Origin of the sequence: Hydrogenophaga sp. Root209 (assembly GCF_001428625.1) — a bacterium.
In the GTDB taxonomy this organism is placed as follows: domain Bacteria; phylum Pseudomonadota; class Gammaproteobacteria; order Burkholderiales; family Burkholderiaceae_C; genus Hydrogenophaga.
The window spans coordinates 93,241-108,202 of record NZ_LMIE01000002.1; the positions used below are offsets into that span (position 1 = coordinate 93,241).

The window sequence follows — 14,962 nt, forward strand, 5'->3', positions numbered from 1 at the left end:
GCGCTCAGTCGGGAGAGCCGGCAAGGCGGGACAGGTTGTCCAGCGTGCGGCGGTAAATGTTCTTGAGCGGTTCGATGTCGGCCAAGGCCACGTGCTCGTCGATCTTGTGGATGGTGGCGTTGGGTGGGCCGAGTTCGATCACCTGCGGGCACACCTGGGCGATGAATCGCCCGTCGCTGGTGCCGCCTGTGGTCGAGAGTTCGGTCTCGATACCGGTTTCGCCGCGGATGGCGTCACGCACCGCGTCCACCAGCGTGCCCGGTGGGGTGAGGAAGGGCCGCCCGCCCAGCGTCCAGGCGAGGTCGTAGTCGTCCCCGGCCTGAAGACCATGGCGCGCCAGCATCCCGACCACGCGCTGCTGCAAGCTTTCGGGCGTGGACTCGGTGGAAAAGCGGAAGTTGAAGTCGATCACCACCGTGGCGGGGATCACGTTGCTCGCGCCGGTGCCGCCGTGGATGTTGCTGATCTGCCAGCTGGTGGGCGGGAAAAACGCATTGCCCGCGTCCCAGCTGGTGGCGGCCAACTCGGCCAGCGCGGGGGCGGCGAGATGGATCGGGTTCTTTGCCAGGTGCGGGTAGGCGATGTGGCCCTGGATGCCCTTGACCGTGAGCTTGCCGCTCAGGGTGCCGCGGCGGCCGTTCTTGATCATGTCGCCGGTGCGTTCCACCGACGTGGGTTCACCCACGATGCACCAGTCCAGCCGCTCGCCGCGTTGCTTCAATTGCTCGCACACCACCACCGTGCCATCCAGCGCAGGGCCTTCCTCGTCGCTGGTGAGCAAGAAGGCGATGTCGATGACGGGCTTGGGATGGGCGGCCACGAACTCTTCGCAGGCCACCACCATGGCTGCCAGCGAGGTTTTCATGTCGCTGGCGCCTCGGCCGTAAAGCTTGCCGTCGCGGTGCGTCGGAGCGAACGGATCGCTGCTCCACGCGGTCGAGGGCCCGGTGGGCACCACGTCGGTGTGGCCGGCAAAGATCAGCGTGGGCTGTTGGCCGGTGCCCAGCCGGGCCCACAGGTTGGTCACCCGGAAATCGTCGGGGCCGCTTTCGATGGTCTCGCAGACAAAGCCCAGCGCCGAGAGGCGCTGCGCAATGATCGACTGGCAGCCCTCATCGCGCGGCGTGACAGACGCGCGGGCGATGAGCTGTTCGGTCAGGCGCAGGGTATCGGTCATCGGGTCAATATTTCACGTCGAGCGTGAACTCGGTGAAGGTGGCGTTTTCGGTGGTGTCTTCGTCGCTCGCGTTGGCCGCATCGTTCGACTTGCTCGCGTGGAAGTCGTTCTGCAAACGCCACAGCAGGTTGTTGGGCGAGTCGGCCTGTGCCAGGCCTTCGTTGCGCGTGACCAGACCGTCGTTGATGAGGCGGGCCAGATCCTGCTCGAAACTTTGTGAACCATCGGCCAGCGACTTCTCCATGGCTTCGCGAACGCCGGAGAAATCGGCCTTCTGGATCAGGTCGGCGATCAAGGAGGTGTTGAGCAGCACCTCCATGGCCGGCACGCGGCTGCCGGTGTGGGTGCGCAGCAGCCGCTGCGACACGATGGCGCGCAGGGCGGCTGCCAGGTCACCCAGCATGGTGGGGCGCACCTCCACCGGGTAGAAGCTCAGGATGCGGTTGAGGGCCTGGTAGCTGTTGTTGGCGTGCAGCGTGGCCAGGCACAGGTGACCCGACTGGGCGTAAGCGATCGCGGCCGACATGGTCTCGCGGTCGCGGATTTCACCGATCAGGATCACGTCGGGCGCCTGGCGCAACGCGTTCTTCAGCGCGATCTGCAACGAGGCGGTGTCGGGCCCGATCTCGCGCTGGTTCACCACCGACTTCTTGTTGCGGTAGACGTACTCGATCGGATCTTCGATGGTGAGCACGTGACCGCTGGCGGATTCGTTGCGGTGATCGATCATGGCCGCCAGCGTGGTGCTCTTGCCGGCACCGGTGGCGCCCACCATGAGCACGAGGCCACGCTTTTCCATCACCAGATCGGCCAGCACGGGCGCCACATTCAGCGAATCGAGCGCCGGAATGTCGCCCGGGATGTACCGGATCACCACGGCCACCTGGCCGCGCTGGCGAAACGCGCTGATGCGGAAGTTGCCCAGCGCTTCCAAGGGCACCGCCATGTTGAGTTCGCCGGTTTCCTGGAGCTCTTCCATGCGGGTGGAGGGGACGATTTCCGAGAGCAGGTTGCGCGGAGCCTCGGGCGGCAGTACCTGGCTGTTGATCGGGATGGTCTGGCCGTTGATCTTGATCATGGCCGGCGCATGCGCCGTCAGGTACACGTCCGAGGCCTTCTTCTCGGCCATCAGGCGCAGGATGCGCTCCATTGTTCCGCTGCTCATGTCGTGCCTTTCCCTTGGAGTTCCAAAAACCGGAGATTCAGTCTCTGAGGAGGTCGTTCAGGCTGGTCTTGGAGCGGGTCTGCGCGTCCACCGTCTTGACGATGATGGCCGCGTAGGTGCTGTAGTCCTTGCCCGATGCCGTTTTCTTGGGCAGGCTGCCACTGATCACCACGCTGCCGCTGGGCACGCGGCCAAACACCACCTCGCCGGTGTCGCGGTTGAAGATGGGCGTGCTCTGGCCGAGATAGACGCCCATGCCCAGCACGGAGTTCTCTTCGACGACGACGCCTTCAACCACCTCGGAGCGCGCGCCGATGAAGCAGTTGTCTTCGATGATCGTGGGGCCGGCCTGCAGCGGCTCCAGCACACCGCCGATGCCGACACCACCCGAGAGGTGCACGTTCTTGCCGATCTGCGCACAGGAACCGACCGTGGCCCAGGTGTCGACCATGGTGTTTTCATCGACGTAGGCGCCGATGTTGACGTAGCTGGGCATGAGGATGGCGCCCTTGGCAATGTAGCTGCCCCGACGCGCCACGGCAGGCGGCACCACGCGCACACCGCTGGCCTTCATCTCGGATTCGCTCAGGTGGGAAAACTTCGTCTTGACCTTGTCGAAGAAGCCCAGATCACCCGCGCGCATGATCTCGTTGTCCTTCAGGCGGAACGACAGGAGCACCGCCTTCTTGATCCACTGGTGCACCGTCCACTGGCCCACGGCCTCGCGCGTGGCCACGCGCAGGCGGCCCTTGTTGAGCTCGGTGATCACGTGCTCCACCGCGTCCAGCACTTCCTTGGGTGCAGAGGCTGGTGAGAGTTCGGCGCGGTTGTCCCAGGCGTTGTCGATCAGGGTTTGCAGTTGTTGTGTCATGAGGCAGGTCGAAGGAGGAGAAAAGAAAAAGGGAAGTCAGGCGTGCCCGGCCATGAAGGCCCTGATGCGGTGGGCTGCCTCCAGGCATTCGGCGGGTTCGGCCACCAGGGCCATGCGCACGCGGCCCGTGCCCGGGTTGGATCCGGCGAAAGTGCGGGCCAAGTAGCTGCCGGGCAGAACCGTCACATTGTATTGAGCCAGCAGGGCGCGGGCGAAGGCTTCGTCGGCGCTCAAGCCCGCGCTGGCATCGGCAAAAGACGCCGGCACGCCGGCCCACAGGTAAAAGGAGGCATCGGGCAGGGCCACATCGAGCACCTCGGACAGCAGGGGGGTGACCTGGGCGAACTTCTCGCGGTACTGGCGCCGGTTGTCCACCACATGGGATTCGTCTGCCCAGGCGGCACGGCTGGCTGCCTGCACCACCGGGCTCATGGCGCCGCCGTGGTAGGTGCGGTAGAGCAGGAAAGGCTTGATGAGCGCTGCGTCACCGGCCACAAAGCCGCTGCGCAGGCCCGGCACGTTGCTGCGCTTGGACAGGCTGGTGAAGCTCATCAGGTTGCGAAAATCGGTGCGGCCGAGCGCTCGCGCCGCCTCCAGCCCGCCCAGCGGCGGCTCGTCGCGGAAGTAGATCTCGCTGTAGCACTCGTCGGAAGCGATCACGAAGCCGTGCCTGTCGCTCAGGTCGAACAGCTTGCGCCACTCATCCAGCGGCATCACCGCGCCGGCCGGGTTGCCCGGCGAGCACACAAACAGCAACTGGGTGCGGGCCCAGACCTCGGCCGGCACGGCGGCCCAGTCGGCCGCGAAATTGCGCGCCGGGTCACTGGCCACATAGAACGGCTCGGCGCCGCCCAGCAAGGCTGCGCCCTCGTAGATTTGGTAGAAAGGGTTGGGAAACACCACCGTCGCGCCCGGGCGGCTCGGGTCGATCACGGTCTGGGCAAAGGCGAACAGGGCTTCTCGCGAGCCGTTGACCGGCAGCACCTGGGTGGCCGGGTTCACCGTCACGCCATAGCGCCGCTGCACCCAGGCCGCACAGGCTTCGCGCAGGGCGGGCTCGCCGGCGGTGGCGGGGTAACTGGAAAGGCCTGTGTCCAGCGCGGCGGCCAGGGCCTGTTTCAGGAAATCGGGGGCGGCGTGTCTGGGCTCGCCAATGCCCAGGCTGATGGGGCGCAGCGCCGGGTTGGGGGTGATGTCGGCAAACAGCCGACGCAGACGTTCGAAAGGGTAGGGCTGCAGGCGGGACAGGAGCGGGTTCATCCCCCGATTATCCGTTTGCCCCGCATACCCCCGCCCCCAGGGGACGTTCACCGCTTTGGTGATCGCCGCCCCGGGCAGGCCCGCAGGGGCAGCGGGGTATCATTTCGCTCGCGTCGTCGGCCTCGGGCGGGCGTTTCTCATCCAGTCAGTCATCGGGCAGCGCCGTGCGTCTCAACTCCATCAAGCTCTCCGGCTTCAAGTCCTTCGCCGAACCGACCAATTTCATGCTCCCGGGCCAGCTGGTGGGCGTGGTTGGGCCCAACGGATGTGGCAAGTCCAACATCATGGACGCCGTGCGTTGGGTGCTGGGCGAGTCCAAGGCCTCCGAGCTGCGCGGCGAGTCCATGCAGGACGTGATTTTCAACGGCACCAACACGCGCAAGCCTGCCAGCCGTTCCAGCGTGGAGCTGGTGTTCGACAACAGCGACCACCGCGCAGGCGGCCAGTGGGGCCAGTTCGGCGAGATCGCGGTCAAGCGCGTGCTCACGCGAGACGGCACCAGCAGCTACTACATCAACAACCAGCCGGTGCGCCGCCGCGACGTGCAGGACGTGTTTCTGGGCACCGGTCTGGGCCCGCGCGCCTACGCCATCATTGGCCAGGGCACCATCAGCCGCATCATCGAGAGCAAGCCCGAAGAGCTTCGCCTGTTCCTCGAGGAAGCCGCGGGCGTCTCCAAATACAAGGAACGCCGCCGCGAGACCGCGCACCGCCTGGCCGATACGCGCGAGAACCTCACGCGGGTGGAAGACATCCTGCGCGAGCTCAATGCCAACCTCGACAAGCTGGAGAAGCAGGCCGAGGTGGCCGCGAAGTACAACAACCTGCAGGCCGGCGTCACGCTCAAGCAGCACCAGCTCTGGTTCATGAAGCGCGGCGAGGCCGAGGCCGACCAGGCGAAGGTCAAGACCGACGCGGCCCAGGCGATCAACGATCTGGAATCGCGCACGGCCGATTTGCGCCGCATTGAGAGTGAGCTGGAAACCATCCGCCAGGCCCACTACGCCGCGGGCGACCAAGTGAACCAGGCACAGGGCAAGCTCTACGAAGCGAGTGCCGAGGTCGGCAAGCTTGAAGCCGAGATCCGGTTTGTGGTGGAAGGTCGCACCCGCGTGGAACAGCGTCTGGTGCAGCTGAAAGAACAGATCGCCTCGTGGTCCACCCGCAGCGAAGACGCGGCGGTGGAGCTGGAGCAGCTGGCCGAATCGATGGTGCAGGCCGAAGACCAGTCGGTGGTGTTGGCCGCGCAAGGCGAAGAGCAATCAGGCGCATTGCCCGCGCTCGAAGACAGCCTGCGCCAGGCCCAGGCCCGCGCCAACGAGCAGCGCGCCAGCGTCACGCAGGTGCAGCAGCAGATCCAGGTGCTCGCGGCCGAGCAGCGCAACATCGAAGAACAGAGCCGTTCGCTCAACCAGCGCCGCGAGCGCCTCACGGCCGACCGCAACGCGCTGGCGGCGCCCGACGAGGCGCGTCTGCTGAGTGCGCAGACCCAGCTCGCCAGTGCGCAGGAAACCGCCGAGCTCAACGAAGCGGTGCTGCACGAACTCCAGGACAGCGTGCCCCAGCTTGACGACGCGCGCCGCACCGCGCAGCAGGCCGTCAACCAGGAATCGGCCCGGCAGGCCGACCTCTCGGCCCGCATGGAAGCGCTCAAGGCGCTGCAGGACAAGGTCAAGACCGACGGCAAATTGAAACCCTGGCTGGCCAAGCATGGGCTCGATGGCTTGCAGGGCCTGTGGAGCCGCATCCACATCGAAACCGGTTGGGAAAACGCATTGGAAGCCGCGCTGCGCGAGCGCCTGGGTGCGCTCGAAGTTTCACGCCTGGACATGGTGCGTGCCTTTGGCAACGACGCACCACCGGCCAAGCTGGCCGTCTACAACCCGCCATCGGGCGGCGCTGCCGCCGTCAGCACCACCGGCCTCAAACCCCTGGCCGCCTGGCTGCGCCTGAACGACGCCAGCCAGCAGGCCCTGCTGGCTGAGTGGCTGCACGGCTGCCTGACCGCGTCCAGCCTTGAAGACGCGATGGCGCAGCGCGCCCAGTTGCAAGCCGGCGAGGTGATCTTCGTGGCCAGCGGCCATGCGGTGACGGCGCACAGCGTGAGCTTCTACGCGCCCGACAGCGAACAGGCCGGCCTGCTGGCGCGCGCGCAGGAAATCGAGAACATCGACAAGCAGCTCAAGGCGCAGGTGCTGATCAACGAACAGGCACGCTCAAGCCTGATCCGCGCCGAAGCCGCCTACACCGACGCCTCGCAGCGCCTGGTGAGCGCCCGGCGCGATGCCGCCGAATCGCGCAGCCGCGCGCACGAACTGCAGGTGGAGGCCCTGCGCCTGACCCAACTGGCCGAGCAGACCCGCGCGCGCAGCGAGCAGATTGCCTCCGATCTGGCCGAGGTCGACGCCCAGCTCGACGAATTGCAGGAGCGCCGCGTGACCGCTGAGGCGCGGTTTGAAGAGCTCGACATGCAACTGGCCGACAGCCAGGAGCGCCACGCGCAACTGGACGACACGGTGATCGCGGCCGAGCGTTCGCTGAACCAGGCGCGCGAACAGCAACGCTCGCTGGAGCGCACCGCACAAGAAGCCACGTTTGCCTTGCGCAGCCTGCAGGCGCGTCAGGCCGAGCTGCAGCGCTCGCTGGAGACGGCCGCCACGCAGGAAAAGTCACTCGCGGACGAACAGCAACGCGCCGCCGAAGAGCTGGGGCGCCTCAACGACGCCGCCGCACAGGCCGGCCTGCAGAACGCGCTGGCCATGAAGCTCGAACGCGAGCAGGCGCTGGGCGCGCTGCGCAGCCAGTACGACGACCTCACGGCCAAGCTGCGGGCCAGCGACGAGCGCCGCCTGCAACTGGAGCGTGAACTCGATCCGCTGCGCAACCGCATCACCGATTTCCAGCTGAAAGAACAGGCCGCGCGCCTGGGCGTGGAGCAGTACAGCCAGATGCTCGAAGAAGCCCAGGCCGATCTGGCCGCCGTGGCGCAAAGCATCACGGAGAACAACGTGCGCCTGCCCGGCATGCAGGGCGAGATCGACCGCCTGCACCGCGAGATCCAGGCCCTGGGCGCAGTCAACCTCGCCGCGCTGGACGAACTCACCGCTGCGCGCGAGCGCAAAACCTTCCTTGATGCGCAGACGGCCGATCTGGTCGAGGCCATGAACACGCTGGAAGACGCGATCAAGAAAATCGACAACGAAACGCGCGATTTGCTGGGCAGCACCTTCGAGACCGTCAATACGCATTTCGGCAAGATGTTCCCCGAGCTCTTCGGCGGCGGCAACGCGCGCCTGGTGATGACGGGCGAGGAAATCCTGGACGCTGGCGTGCAGGTGATGGCACAGCCACCGGGCAAGAAGAACCAGACCATCCACCTGCTTTCGGGCGGCGAGAAGGCGCTCACCGCCATCGCGCTCGTGTTCGCGATCTTCCAGCTCAACCCCGCGCCGTTCTGCCTGCTCGACGAGGTGGACGCTCCGCTGGACGACGCCAACACCGAGCGCTACGCCAAGCTGGTCACCCACATGTCCAAAGAGACGCAGTTCCTGTTCATCAGCCACAACAAGATCGCCATGGAAATGGCCGAGCAGTTGATCGGTGTGACCATGCAGGAGCAGGGCGTCTCCCGCATCGTGGCGGTGGACATGGAATCGGCCGCCGGCATGCTCGAACCCACCTGAACACAAACACCATGAGCACTCTGCAAATCGGTCTGGCCATCATCGGGGGGCTCGTGCTCGCGGGCGTGGTGGCCTACAACGCCTGGATCACGCGCAACAGCGTGCCGCGACTGGCGCGCGACCGCTCGGCCCACGCTCCGGGCGACTCTGCAGAAGACGAAACGGTGCCGTATTCGCCCGAAGACCTGACCGGCCACGAGATCCAGCGCATCGATCCGGTGCTCGGCGACATGCCCGGTGCCACGCCGCAACCCGATCCGGCAGCGATTGCCGTGGCCGCTGCTGCGGTCAGTGTGAACCCGCTGCTCCACCAGCCGGAAAAACGTCCCGGCCTGGACGCCTTGATCGACGTGATCACACCGCTGGTGCTCGATCACCAGGTCTCTGGCGACGCTCTGCTGGCCGCATTGCCCGGCACCCGCCGCGTGGGCAGCAAGCCGTTTGCGGTCGAAGGGCTTTGTGATGCGAGCGGCGAATGGGAAACCCCGCGCCTGGGGCAGCGTTACCGGGCACTGCAGGCGGGCGTGCAACTGGCCAACCGGGCCGGGGCGCTCAACGACATCGAGTTTTCCGAGTTCGTGGTGAAGGCGCAGGCCTTTGCCGACGCGGTGGGCGCTGCCCCCGAGTTTCCCGACATGCGCGCTGAAGTGGCACGCGGGCGTGAACTTGATGCCTTCGCCAGTGGGCATGACGCGCAACTGGGCTTCACGCTGCGCGCGCGCCGTGCCGCCTGGAGCCCGGGCTACGTGGCACAGCACGCTTCCAAGCTGGGTTTTGTGGCCGGCGCCTTGCCCGGGCGCATGGTGCTCTCGGGCAGCGAGAGCGGTCAGGCACCGGTGTTGAGTCTGGTGTTCGATCCGCAAGCCGCCATGGCCGACGATCCCGAGCAGAGCGCGCTGCGCGAGGTGGCGCTGTCGCTGGAAGTCACGCACGTGCCGCGCAGCGAGCAGCCCTTCGTGCGCATGCGCCAGGCGGCCAAGGCACTGGCCGAGGCCATGGATGGCGTGGTGACCGACGACGCGGGCCAGCCCCTGTCCACCGACACCATGGACCGCATCGGTGCCGACCTGGAAAGCCTGTACGACGCGCTGGACAGCCGCGACCTGTCGGCCGGCTCGGCGCAGGCCCGGCGCCTGTTTTCTTGACCTGACTGTCATGACACCCGATCTTTTCGCTGCGGGGCCGGGCCCCGCCGAGCGAGCCGCCGAGTTGCGCGCTCAGCTGCACCACCACGCTCACCGCTACTACACGCTCGACGAGCCGGAGATTCCCGACGCCGAGTACGACCGACTGTTCCGTGAGCTTCAGTCCATCGAGGCCGCGCACCCCGAATTGCTCACGCCCGACTCACCGACCCAGCGCGTGGGTGGCCGCGTGCTCGACGAGCTGGTGGCCGTGCGTCACCGCTTGCCCATGCTCTCGATCAACACCGAGACCGACACCGAGCCCAGCGGCGCGCGCAACTTCGACACCCGCGTGCGCAGGGCCCTGGGCCTCGCCGAGGTCGATCCGCCGGTGGAATACGTGGCCGAACTGAAGTTCGATGGTCTTGCCATGAGCCTGCGTTATGAAGCCGGGTTGCTGGTGCTGGCCGCCACACGCGGTGACGGCGAGGTGGGTGAGGATGTGACGAACAACATCCGCACCATTCGCAACATCCCACTGCGCCTGCCCGCCGACGCGCCGCCCGTGCTGGAAGTGCGCGGCGAGGTCTACATGCGCCGCGCCGATTTCGAAGCGCTCAACGACCGGCAGCGCGCGAAGATCGCCGCTGGCGCCAAGGGCGAAAAGACCTTCGTCAACCCGCGCAACGCCGCTGCCGGTGCCGTGCGCCAGCACGACTCGTCCATCGCAGCGCAGCGGCCGCTGAGTTTCTTTGCCTACGGTCTGGGCGAGATCACCCCGCCCGAGCAAGACGGGCCGGCTTTCGAAACCCACTACGACATGCTCATGCAGCTCAAAGCCTGGGGTTTTCCGGTGGCCGAGCAGACCACGCTGTGCAGTGGCGCCGACGCGCTGGTCGCCTTCCACCACCGCATCGGGAGCAGCCGCGACCAATTGCCCTACGACATCGATGGCGTGGTCTACAAGGTCAACGCGCTCGCGCTGCAAAGGCGACTCGGATTCGTCACCCGCGAGCCCCGCTGGGCCGTGGCGCACAAGTACCCCGCACAGGAACAACTCACGACCGTGCTGGCCATCGATGTGCAGGTGGGCCGCACCGGCAAGCTCACGCCGGTGGCCAAACTCGCGCCGGTGTTCGTGGGTGGCGTGACAGTGACCAACGCGACGCTGCACAACGAAGATGAAGCACGCCGCAAGGACGTGCGCGTGGGCGACACGGTGATCGTGCGCCGTGCGGGTGATGTGATCCCCGAGGTTGTGTCGGTGTTGCTCGACAAGCGCGTGGGCAACCCCGAGCCGTTCAGCCTGCCGCGTCAGTGCCCCGTGTGTGGCAGCGACGCCGTGCGCGAAGAGGGCGAGGTGGACTACCGGTGTTCAGGCGGGCTCTTCTGCGGCGCCCAGCGCAAGCAGGCCTTGCTGCACTTCGCTCAGCGTCGCGCGGTGGAGATCGAGGGCCTGGGCGACAAGCTGGTGGAGCAGCTGGTGGACGCCGGCGTGGTCAAGATACTGCCCGATCTGTACCGCCTGGGCCTCACGTCCTTGCTGGCGCTGGACCGCATGGCCGAGAAGTCGGCACAGAACATTCTGGCCGCGCTGGAGAAATCCAAGCGCACCACCTTGCCCCGCTTCCTGTTTGGCCTGGGCATCCGCCACGTGGGCGAAGCCACGGCGAAGGAACTGGCGCGCCATTTCGGTCAGCTGGACCGCATCATGGACGCGAGCGTGGAAGCCCTGTCGGAAGTCAACGACGTCGGCCCGGTGGTGGCGCAGAGCATCCGCACCTTCTTCGACCAGCCCCACAACCGCGAGGTGGTGGAGCAGCTGCGCGCCTGCGGTGTGAGTTGGGAAGAAGGCGAACCCGCCGAGCGGGCGCCCCAGCCGCTGGCGGGCAAGACCTTCGTGCTCACTGGCACCTTCCCCACGCTCAAGCGCGAAGACGCCAAGACCATGCTCGAAGCCGCCGGCGCCAAGGTGGCGGGCTCGGTGAGCAAGAAGACCGACTACGTGGTGGCCGGCGCCGAGGCCGGCAGCAAGCTGGACAAGGCGAACGAGCTGGGTGTGGCTGTGATCGACGAGGCCGGCATGCTGGCTCTGCTGACCTCCTGAAGACATGCCTACTTGAACTTGTAGTGGTCCCGGTTGAGCACCGCCGCGATGGCGGTGACTTCTTCGGGAAAGAGTTGCAGGTTCAGCTGCGTGCTGCAGTTCTCCACCATGCCGCGCAACAGGCTGGCGTTGTTGATGCGGCCTTGCGGGCGGTAGATGGCGCTGCCGTCGCCGCCGACCTTGCTGGCGTGGCATTGCGCGCATTTGTTGTCTGCAATGAGCTTGGTGCCCAGGGCCAAGTCGGCGCCTTTGAAGATCTCGGCGCCCTGGGCCTGCGCCAGCGGGGGCACGAACAGGGCGAGGGCGAGCAGGGTGGTCTTCATGGGTTCTCCTCGGGTGGTCGCGTGGGGTGTCGTGATCAGCGAAACTAAACCCATCTCCCCCGCTTGTCCAACCCATGACCATTCACACCATTCTGAAAATGGGCGATCCGCGCCTGCTGCGCCATGCCCAGCCCGTCACCCACTTCGACACGCCCGAGCTGCATCAACTGGTGACCGACCTGCAGGACACCATGGTGGCGGCCAATGGCGCCGGTCTGGCCGCGCCGCAGATCGGCGTGGACCTGCAGGTGCTCATCTTCGGCAGCGGCACACCCAACCCGCGCTATCCGGAGGCGCCCGTGGTGCCTCGCACCGTGATGGTGAATCCGGTCATCACGCCGTTGGGTGACGAGGAGGAAGAGGGCTGGGAAGGCTGTCTGTCGGTGCCGGGCTTGCGTGGCGTGGTGCCGCGTTGGCGCCGCATCCGCTATCAGGGTGTCGACGAGTGGGGACGGGCCATTGACCGCGAGGCCGAGGGCTTTCATGCACGGGTGGTGCAGCACGAGTGCGACCACCTCTGGGGCACGCTCTACCCCATGCGGGTGCGCGACTTCACCCGTTTCGGTTTCACCGAAGTGCTCTTTCCGGGCCTGGACGCAGGTGACGACGATTGAAACAATTCGTCGCGCGATTGAAATGAATTGAAATGTTCGTGCGGGCAAATCAACTAGAGTCATGCCCGGCAAACCAACGAACAGGGACTCCCATTTCATGAAGCACATGCTTGCCGTGGCCGCCTGCGCCGCCTTGCTGAGCGCCTGCAGCGTGACCAAGCCACCGCCCGAGGTGGCGGTTGACCTGGCCAGCACCTGGTACGCGCCGCCCCTGGCCCACCAGGGCAACACACAAGAGCTCACCCGCTGGTGGGAGCGGTTTGACGATCCGGTGCTCACCGACTGGATCGCCCGTGCGCAGGCACAGAGCCCGACGATCGCCACCGCCCGTGCGCAGGTGTTTGCTGCCCGCGCAGCAAGATTCGGCGTGGAGGCGCAGAACGGGCCGCAGGTGAATGCGGTGGCCAACGCCACCCGTGGCATCACCGATCCGACCGTTCCCTTGGGCACAACGCTCAGCGCAGGCCTGCAGGCCTCGTGGGCCATTGGTCTCTGGGGCGAGCGCCAGGCCCGCCTGGGCAGCGCTCAGGCACAGCAAGACGCGGCTGGAGCGGGTTGGCACGAAGCCCGCGTGCTGGTGGCCTCCGAGCTGGCGCAACTCTATTTTTCGCAACGCCTGTGCCGCGAACAGCTCGCGGTGGCCTTGCGTGACCGCGATTCGCGCGCGGTCACCTCGCAGAACAACACCACGTCGGAGCGCGCAGGCCTCACTGCGCCGGCGGTGGCTGCGCTGGCCCGCGCCAGCGCGGCGGAGAGCGCGGCGCGTCACCGGCAGCAGAACGAGACCTGCGAGCGTCAGGTGAAGTCGCTCACGGCGCTCACCGGCGTGCCTGAGCCCGAGGTGCGCCAGCGGCTGGCCAGTGCGCCGGCCTTGCTGTCGTCGCAGCGGCTGGCCAGCATGCTCTCGGTGAGCGCCGTGCCCGCCGAGGTGATCCGCCAGCGGCCCGACGTGTACCGCGCCCAGCGCGAGCTGGTGGCCGCCAGCGAAGACGTGGGCGTGGCGAAGGCGGCGCTGCTGCCGGGCCTCTCGCTCTCCGGCAGCCTGCTGCGCAACCGTTTCTCGGGCGGCGGCACCGAAGGCACGTTCAACACCTGGGCCATCGGCCCGCTCAGCCTGAGCCTGCCGCTGCTCGGGCGCGACAGCCTGCGCGCCAGCACCGACAGCGCGCAAGCCCGCTACGAAGCCGCCGCCGTGGCTTATGCCAGCACCCTGCGCCAGGCCGTGGCCGAGGTGGAGCAGGCGCTGGTGACGCTCTCCAGCCTGCGCGAGCGCGAGGCGTCCACCGAGACCGCGGTGGCGGGCTACGAGCAGTCACTCAAGGGCACCGAGGCGCGGTACCGCGTGGGCCTGGCCAACCTCAACGAGCTGGAGGAGGCCCGCCGCCTCAAGCTCAACGCCGACAGCAGCGCGGTGGCGCTGCAGCAGGAACGCATCAACGCCTGGATCCAGCTCTACGTCGCCTTGGGCGGTGGCTTCGATCCCGTGAACAACCCCAACGCACTCAAAGACCCCGCATGAATGCCACACCTTCGCAATCGCGCAAACGCTGGCTCTGGCTGGCCATCGCACTGGCCCTGGTGCTGCTGGTGGTGTTCTGGATGTTCATCAAGAAGCCGCCGGCACCCGAGGTCGATGCGGTGGCCGCCGACGCCGGGCCCAAACCTTCACTCACCGTGACGGTGGCCCGGCCCGAACGCAGCAGCCTGCCGATCCGCCTGCAGGCCAACGGCAACATCACCGCCTGGCAGGAAGCCAGCGTGGGCGCTGAACTCAACGGCCTGCGGCTGGCGTCGGTGAACGTGAACGTAGGTGATGTGGTGCGCAAGGGCCAGGTACTGGCCGAGTTCGCCCGCGAAACCACGCAGGCCGACAGCCTGCAGAGCCGGGCCAGCCTGATGCAGGCCGAGGCCAGTTTCGAGAACGCCAAGGCCGACGCCGACCGCGCACGCTCCATTCAGGACAGCGGCGCGCTGTCGGCATCGCAGGTGGCGCAGTACCTCACGCAGGAGAAGGTGGCGCGCGCGCAGCTGGAAGCGGCCAAGGCTGTGTTGAGCGCGACCGAGGTGCGTCTGGGCAACACCAAGGTGCTCGCGCCTGATGACGGCGTGATCTCCGCGCGCGGCGCCACCGTGGGCGCGGTGGTGAGTGCGGGGCAGGAGCTGTTCCGCCTGGTGCGCCAGAGCCGCATGGAGTGGCGCGGCGAGGTCACGCCCAGCGAGGTGGGCCGCATCCGCACCGGCCAGAAGGTGCAGGTCACCGCGGCCAGCGGGTTGGAGATCACCGGTCAGGTGCGCGCGATCGCACCCAGCGCCGACCCGCAGACGCGCAACATCCTGGTGTTCGTGGACCTGCCCCGTCATGCCGAACTGAAGGCGGGCACCTTTGCCAAGGGCTTCTTCGAGCTGGGGCAGAGCGAAGCGCTCACGGTGCCGAGCGAGTCCATCGTGGTGCGCGACGGCAGCAACTACGTCTTCGTGATCGACCCGCAAAACAAGGCTGGCCAGCGCAAGGTGCAGACCGGCCGACGCGTGGGCGAGCGGGTCGAGGTGCTCGAAGGCGTGAAGGCCGACGAGCCCGTGGCAGTGCACGGTGCCGGCTTCCTGAACGAAGCCGACCTCGTCAAAGTGGTGAAGTGAG

11 protein-coding genes are annotated in these 14,962 nt (G+C 67.0%); 6 read left to right on the forward strand and 5 right to left on the reverse strand.

From position 1 onward, the window contains the following. Window positions 1–4: 4 nt before the first annotated feature. From dapE to dapC, 4 genes are read right to left on the reverse strand one after another with little or no spacing between them, the layout of a single operon-like run. Complete coding sequence (dapE, locus tag ASE11_RS03220; protein ID WP_056265976.1) at window positions 5–1,177, reverse strand: succinyl-diaminopimelate desuccinylase; 1,173 nt, start codon at window positions 1,175–1,177, stop codon at window positions 5–7. Between the two features lie 4 nt (window positions 1,178–1,181). Beyond that, window positions 1,182–2,342: a PilT/PilU family type 4a pilus ATPase gene (locus tag ASE11_RS03225; RefSeq protein ID WP_056265979.1), complete on the reverse strand. Its 1,161-nt coding sequence runs from the start codon at window positions 2,340–2,342 to the stop codon at window positions 1,182–1,184. A gap of 37 nt (window positions 2,343–2,379) precedes the next feature. Then, the gene (gene dapD, locus ASE11_RS03230; protein WP_056265983.1) at window positions 2,380–3,213 is read right to left on the reverse strand and encodes a 2,3,4,5-tetrahydropyridine-2,6-dicarboxylate N-succinyltransferase; all 834 of its coding nucleotides are present in this window, start codon (window positions 3,211–3,213) and stop codon (window positions 2,380–2,382) included. Window positions 3,214–3,249: 36 nt separating this feature from the next. Beyond that, window positions 3,250–4,473 carry a succinyldiaminopimelate transaminase gene (gene dapC, locus ASE11_RS03235; RefSeq protein ID WP_056265987.1) on the reverse strand — a complete coding sequence of 408 codons (1,224 nt, stop codon included), beginning with the start codon at window positions 4,471–4,473 and terminating at the stop codon, window positions 3,250–3,252. Between the two features lie 164 nt (window positions 4,474–4,637). Here dapC and smc point away from each other — a divergent pair, with 164 nt between their 5' ends. From smc to ligA, 3 genes are read left to right on the forward strand one after another with little or no spacing between them, the layout of a single operon-like run. Continuing rightward, window positions 4,638–8,156 carry a chromosome segregation protein SMC gene (gene smc, locus ASE11_RS03240; RefSeq protein WP_056265991.1) on the forward strand — a complete coding sequence of 1,173 codons (3,519 nt, stop codon included), beginning with the start codon at window positions 4,638–4,640 and terminating at the stop codon, window positions 8,154–8,156. An 11-nt stretch (window positions 8,157–8,167) separates the two neighbouring features. Next, window positions 8,168–9,301 carry a cell division protein ZipA C-terminal FtsZ-binding domain-containing protein gene (locus ASE11_RS03245; RefSeq protein ID WP_056265996.1) on the forward strand — a complete coding sequence of 378 codons (1,134 nt, stop codon included), beginning with the start codon at window positions 8,168–8,170 and terminating at the stop codon, window positions 9,299–9,301. Window positions 9,302–9,311: 10 nt separating this feature from the next. Continuing rightward, window positions 9,312–11,387, forward strand: coding sequence for an NAD-dependent DNA ligase LigA (gene ligA, locus ASE11_RS03250; RefSeq protein ID WP_056265999.1), 2,076 nt, complete (start codon window positions 9,312–9,314; stop codon window positions 11,385–11,387). Between the two features lie 8 nt (window positions 11,388–11,395). Here the strand turns inward: ligA and ASE11_RS03255 are convergent, their stop codons facing one another. After that, entirely contained in the window at window positions 11,396–11,710 is a 315-nt protein-coding gene (locus tag ASE11_RS03255) for a hypothetical protein (protein ID WP_056266003.1), read from the reverse strand. Window positions 11,711–11,784: 74 nt separating this feature from the next. On the opposite strand from ASE11_RS03255, the gene def reads away from it, so the two are divergent. The 3 genes from def (at window position 11,785) to ASE11_RS03270 (ending at window position 14,961) form a co-directional block, all read left to right on the forward strand. Further along, entirely contained in the window at window positions 11,785–12,324 is a 540-nt protein-coding gene (gene def, locus ASE11_RS03260; RefSeq protein WP_056266007.1) for a peptide deformylase, read from the forward strand. A 97-nt stretch (window positions 12,325–12,421) separates the two neighbouring features. Next, entirely contained in the window at window positions 12,422–13,843 is a 1,422-nt protein-coding gene (locus ASE11_RS03265; RefSeq protein WP_082585496.1) for an efflux transporter outer membrane subunit, read from the forward strand. After that, window positions 13,840–14,961 (forward strand): efflux RND transporter periplasmic adaptor subunit, encoded by a 1,122-nt coding sequence (locus ASE11_RS03270; RefSeq protein WP_056266015.1) that lies wholly within the window; start codon window positions 13,840–13,842, stop codon window positions 14,959–14,961. Before ASE11_RS03265 ends, ASE11_RS03270 begins: the two co-directional genes overlap by 4 nt. The last annotated feature ends 1 nt before the right edge of the window (window position 14,962 follow it).

Coding starts and splice junctions, on each gene's coding strand:
- dapE (WP_056265976.1), bottom strand. CDS start 1,177: ATGACCGATACCCTGCGCCTGACCGAACAGCTCATCGCCCGCGCGTCT.
- ASE11_RS03225 (WP_056265979.1), bottom strand. CDS start 2,342: ATGAGCAGCGGAACAATGGAGCGCATCCTGCGCCTGATGGCCGAGAAG.
- dapD (WP_056265983.1), bottom strand. CDS start 3,213: ATGACACAACAACTGCAAACCCTGATCGACAACGCCTGGGACAACCGC.
- dapC (WP_056265987.1), bottom strand. CDS start 4,473: ATGAACCCGCTCCTGTCCCGCCTGCAGCCCTACCCTTTCGAACGTCTG.
- ASE11_RS03245 (WP_056265996.1), top strand. CDS start 8,168: ATGAGCACTCTGCAAATCGGTCTGGCCATCATCGGGGGGCTCGTGCTC.
- ligA (WP_056265999.1), top strand. CDS start 9,312: ATGACACCCGATCTTTTCGCTGCGGGGCCGGGCCCCGCCGAGCGAGCC.
- ASE11_RS03255 (WP_056266003.1), bottom strand. CDS start 11,710: ATGAAGACCACCCTGCTCGCCCTCGCCCTGTTCGTGCCCCCGCTGGCG.
- def (WP_056266007.1), top strand. CDS start 11,785: ATGACCATTCACACCATTCTGAAAATGGGCGATCCGCGCCTGCTGCGC.
- ASE11_RS03265 (WP_082585496.1), top strand. CDS start 12,422: ATGAAGCACATGCTTGCCGTGGCCGCCTGCGCCGCCTTGCTGAGCGCC.
- ASE11_RS03270 (WP_056266015.1), top strand. CDS start 13,840: ATGAATGCCACACCTTCGCAATCGCGCAAACGCTGGCTCTGGCTGGCC.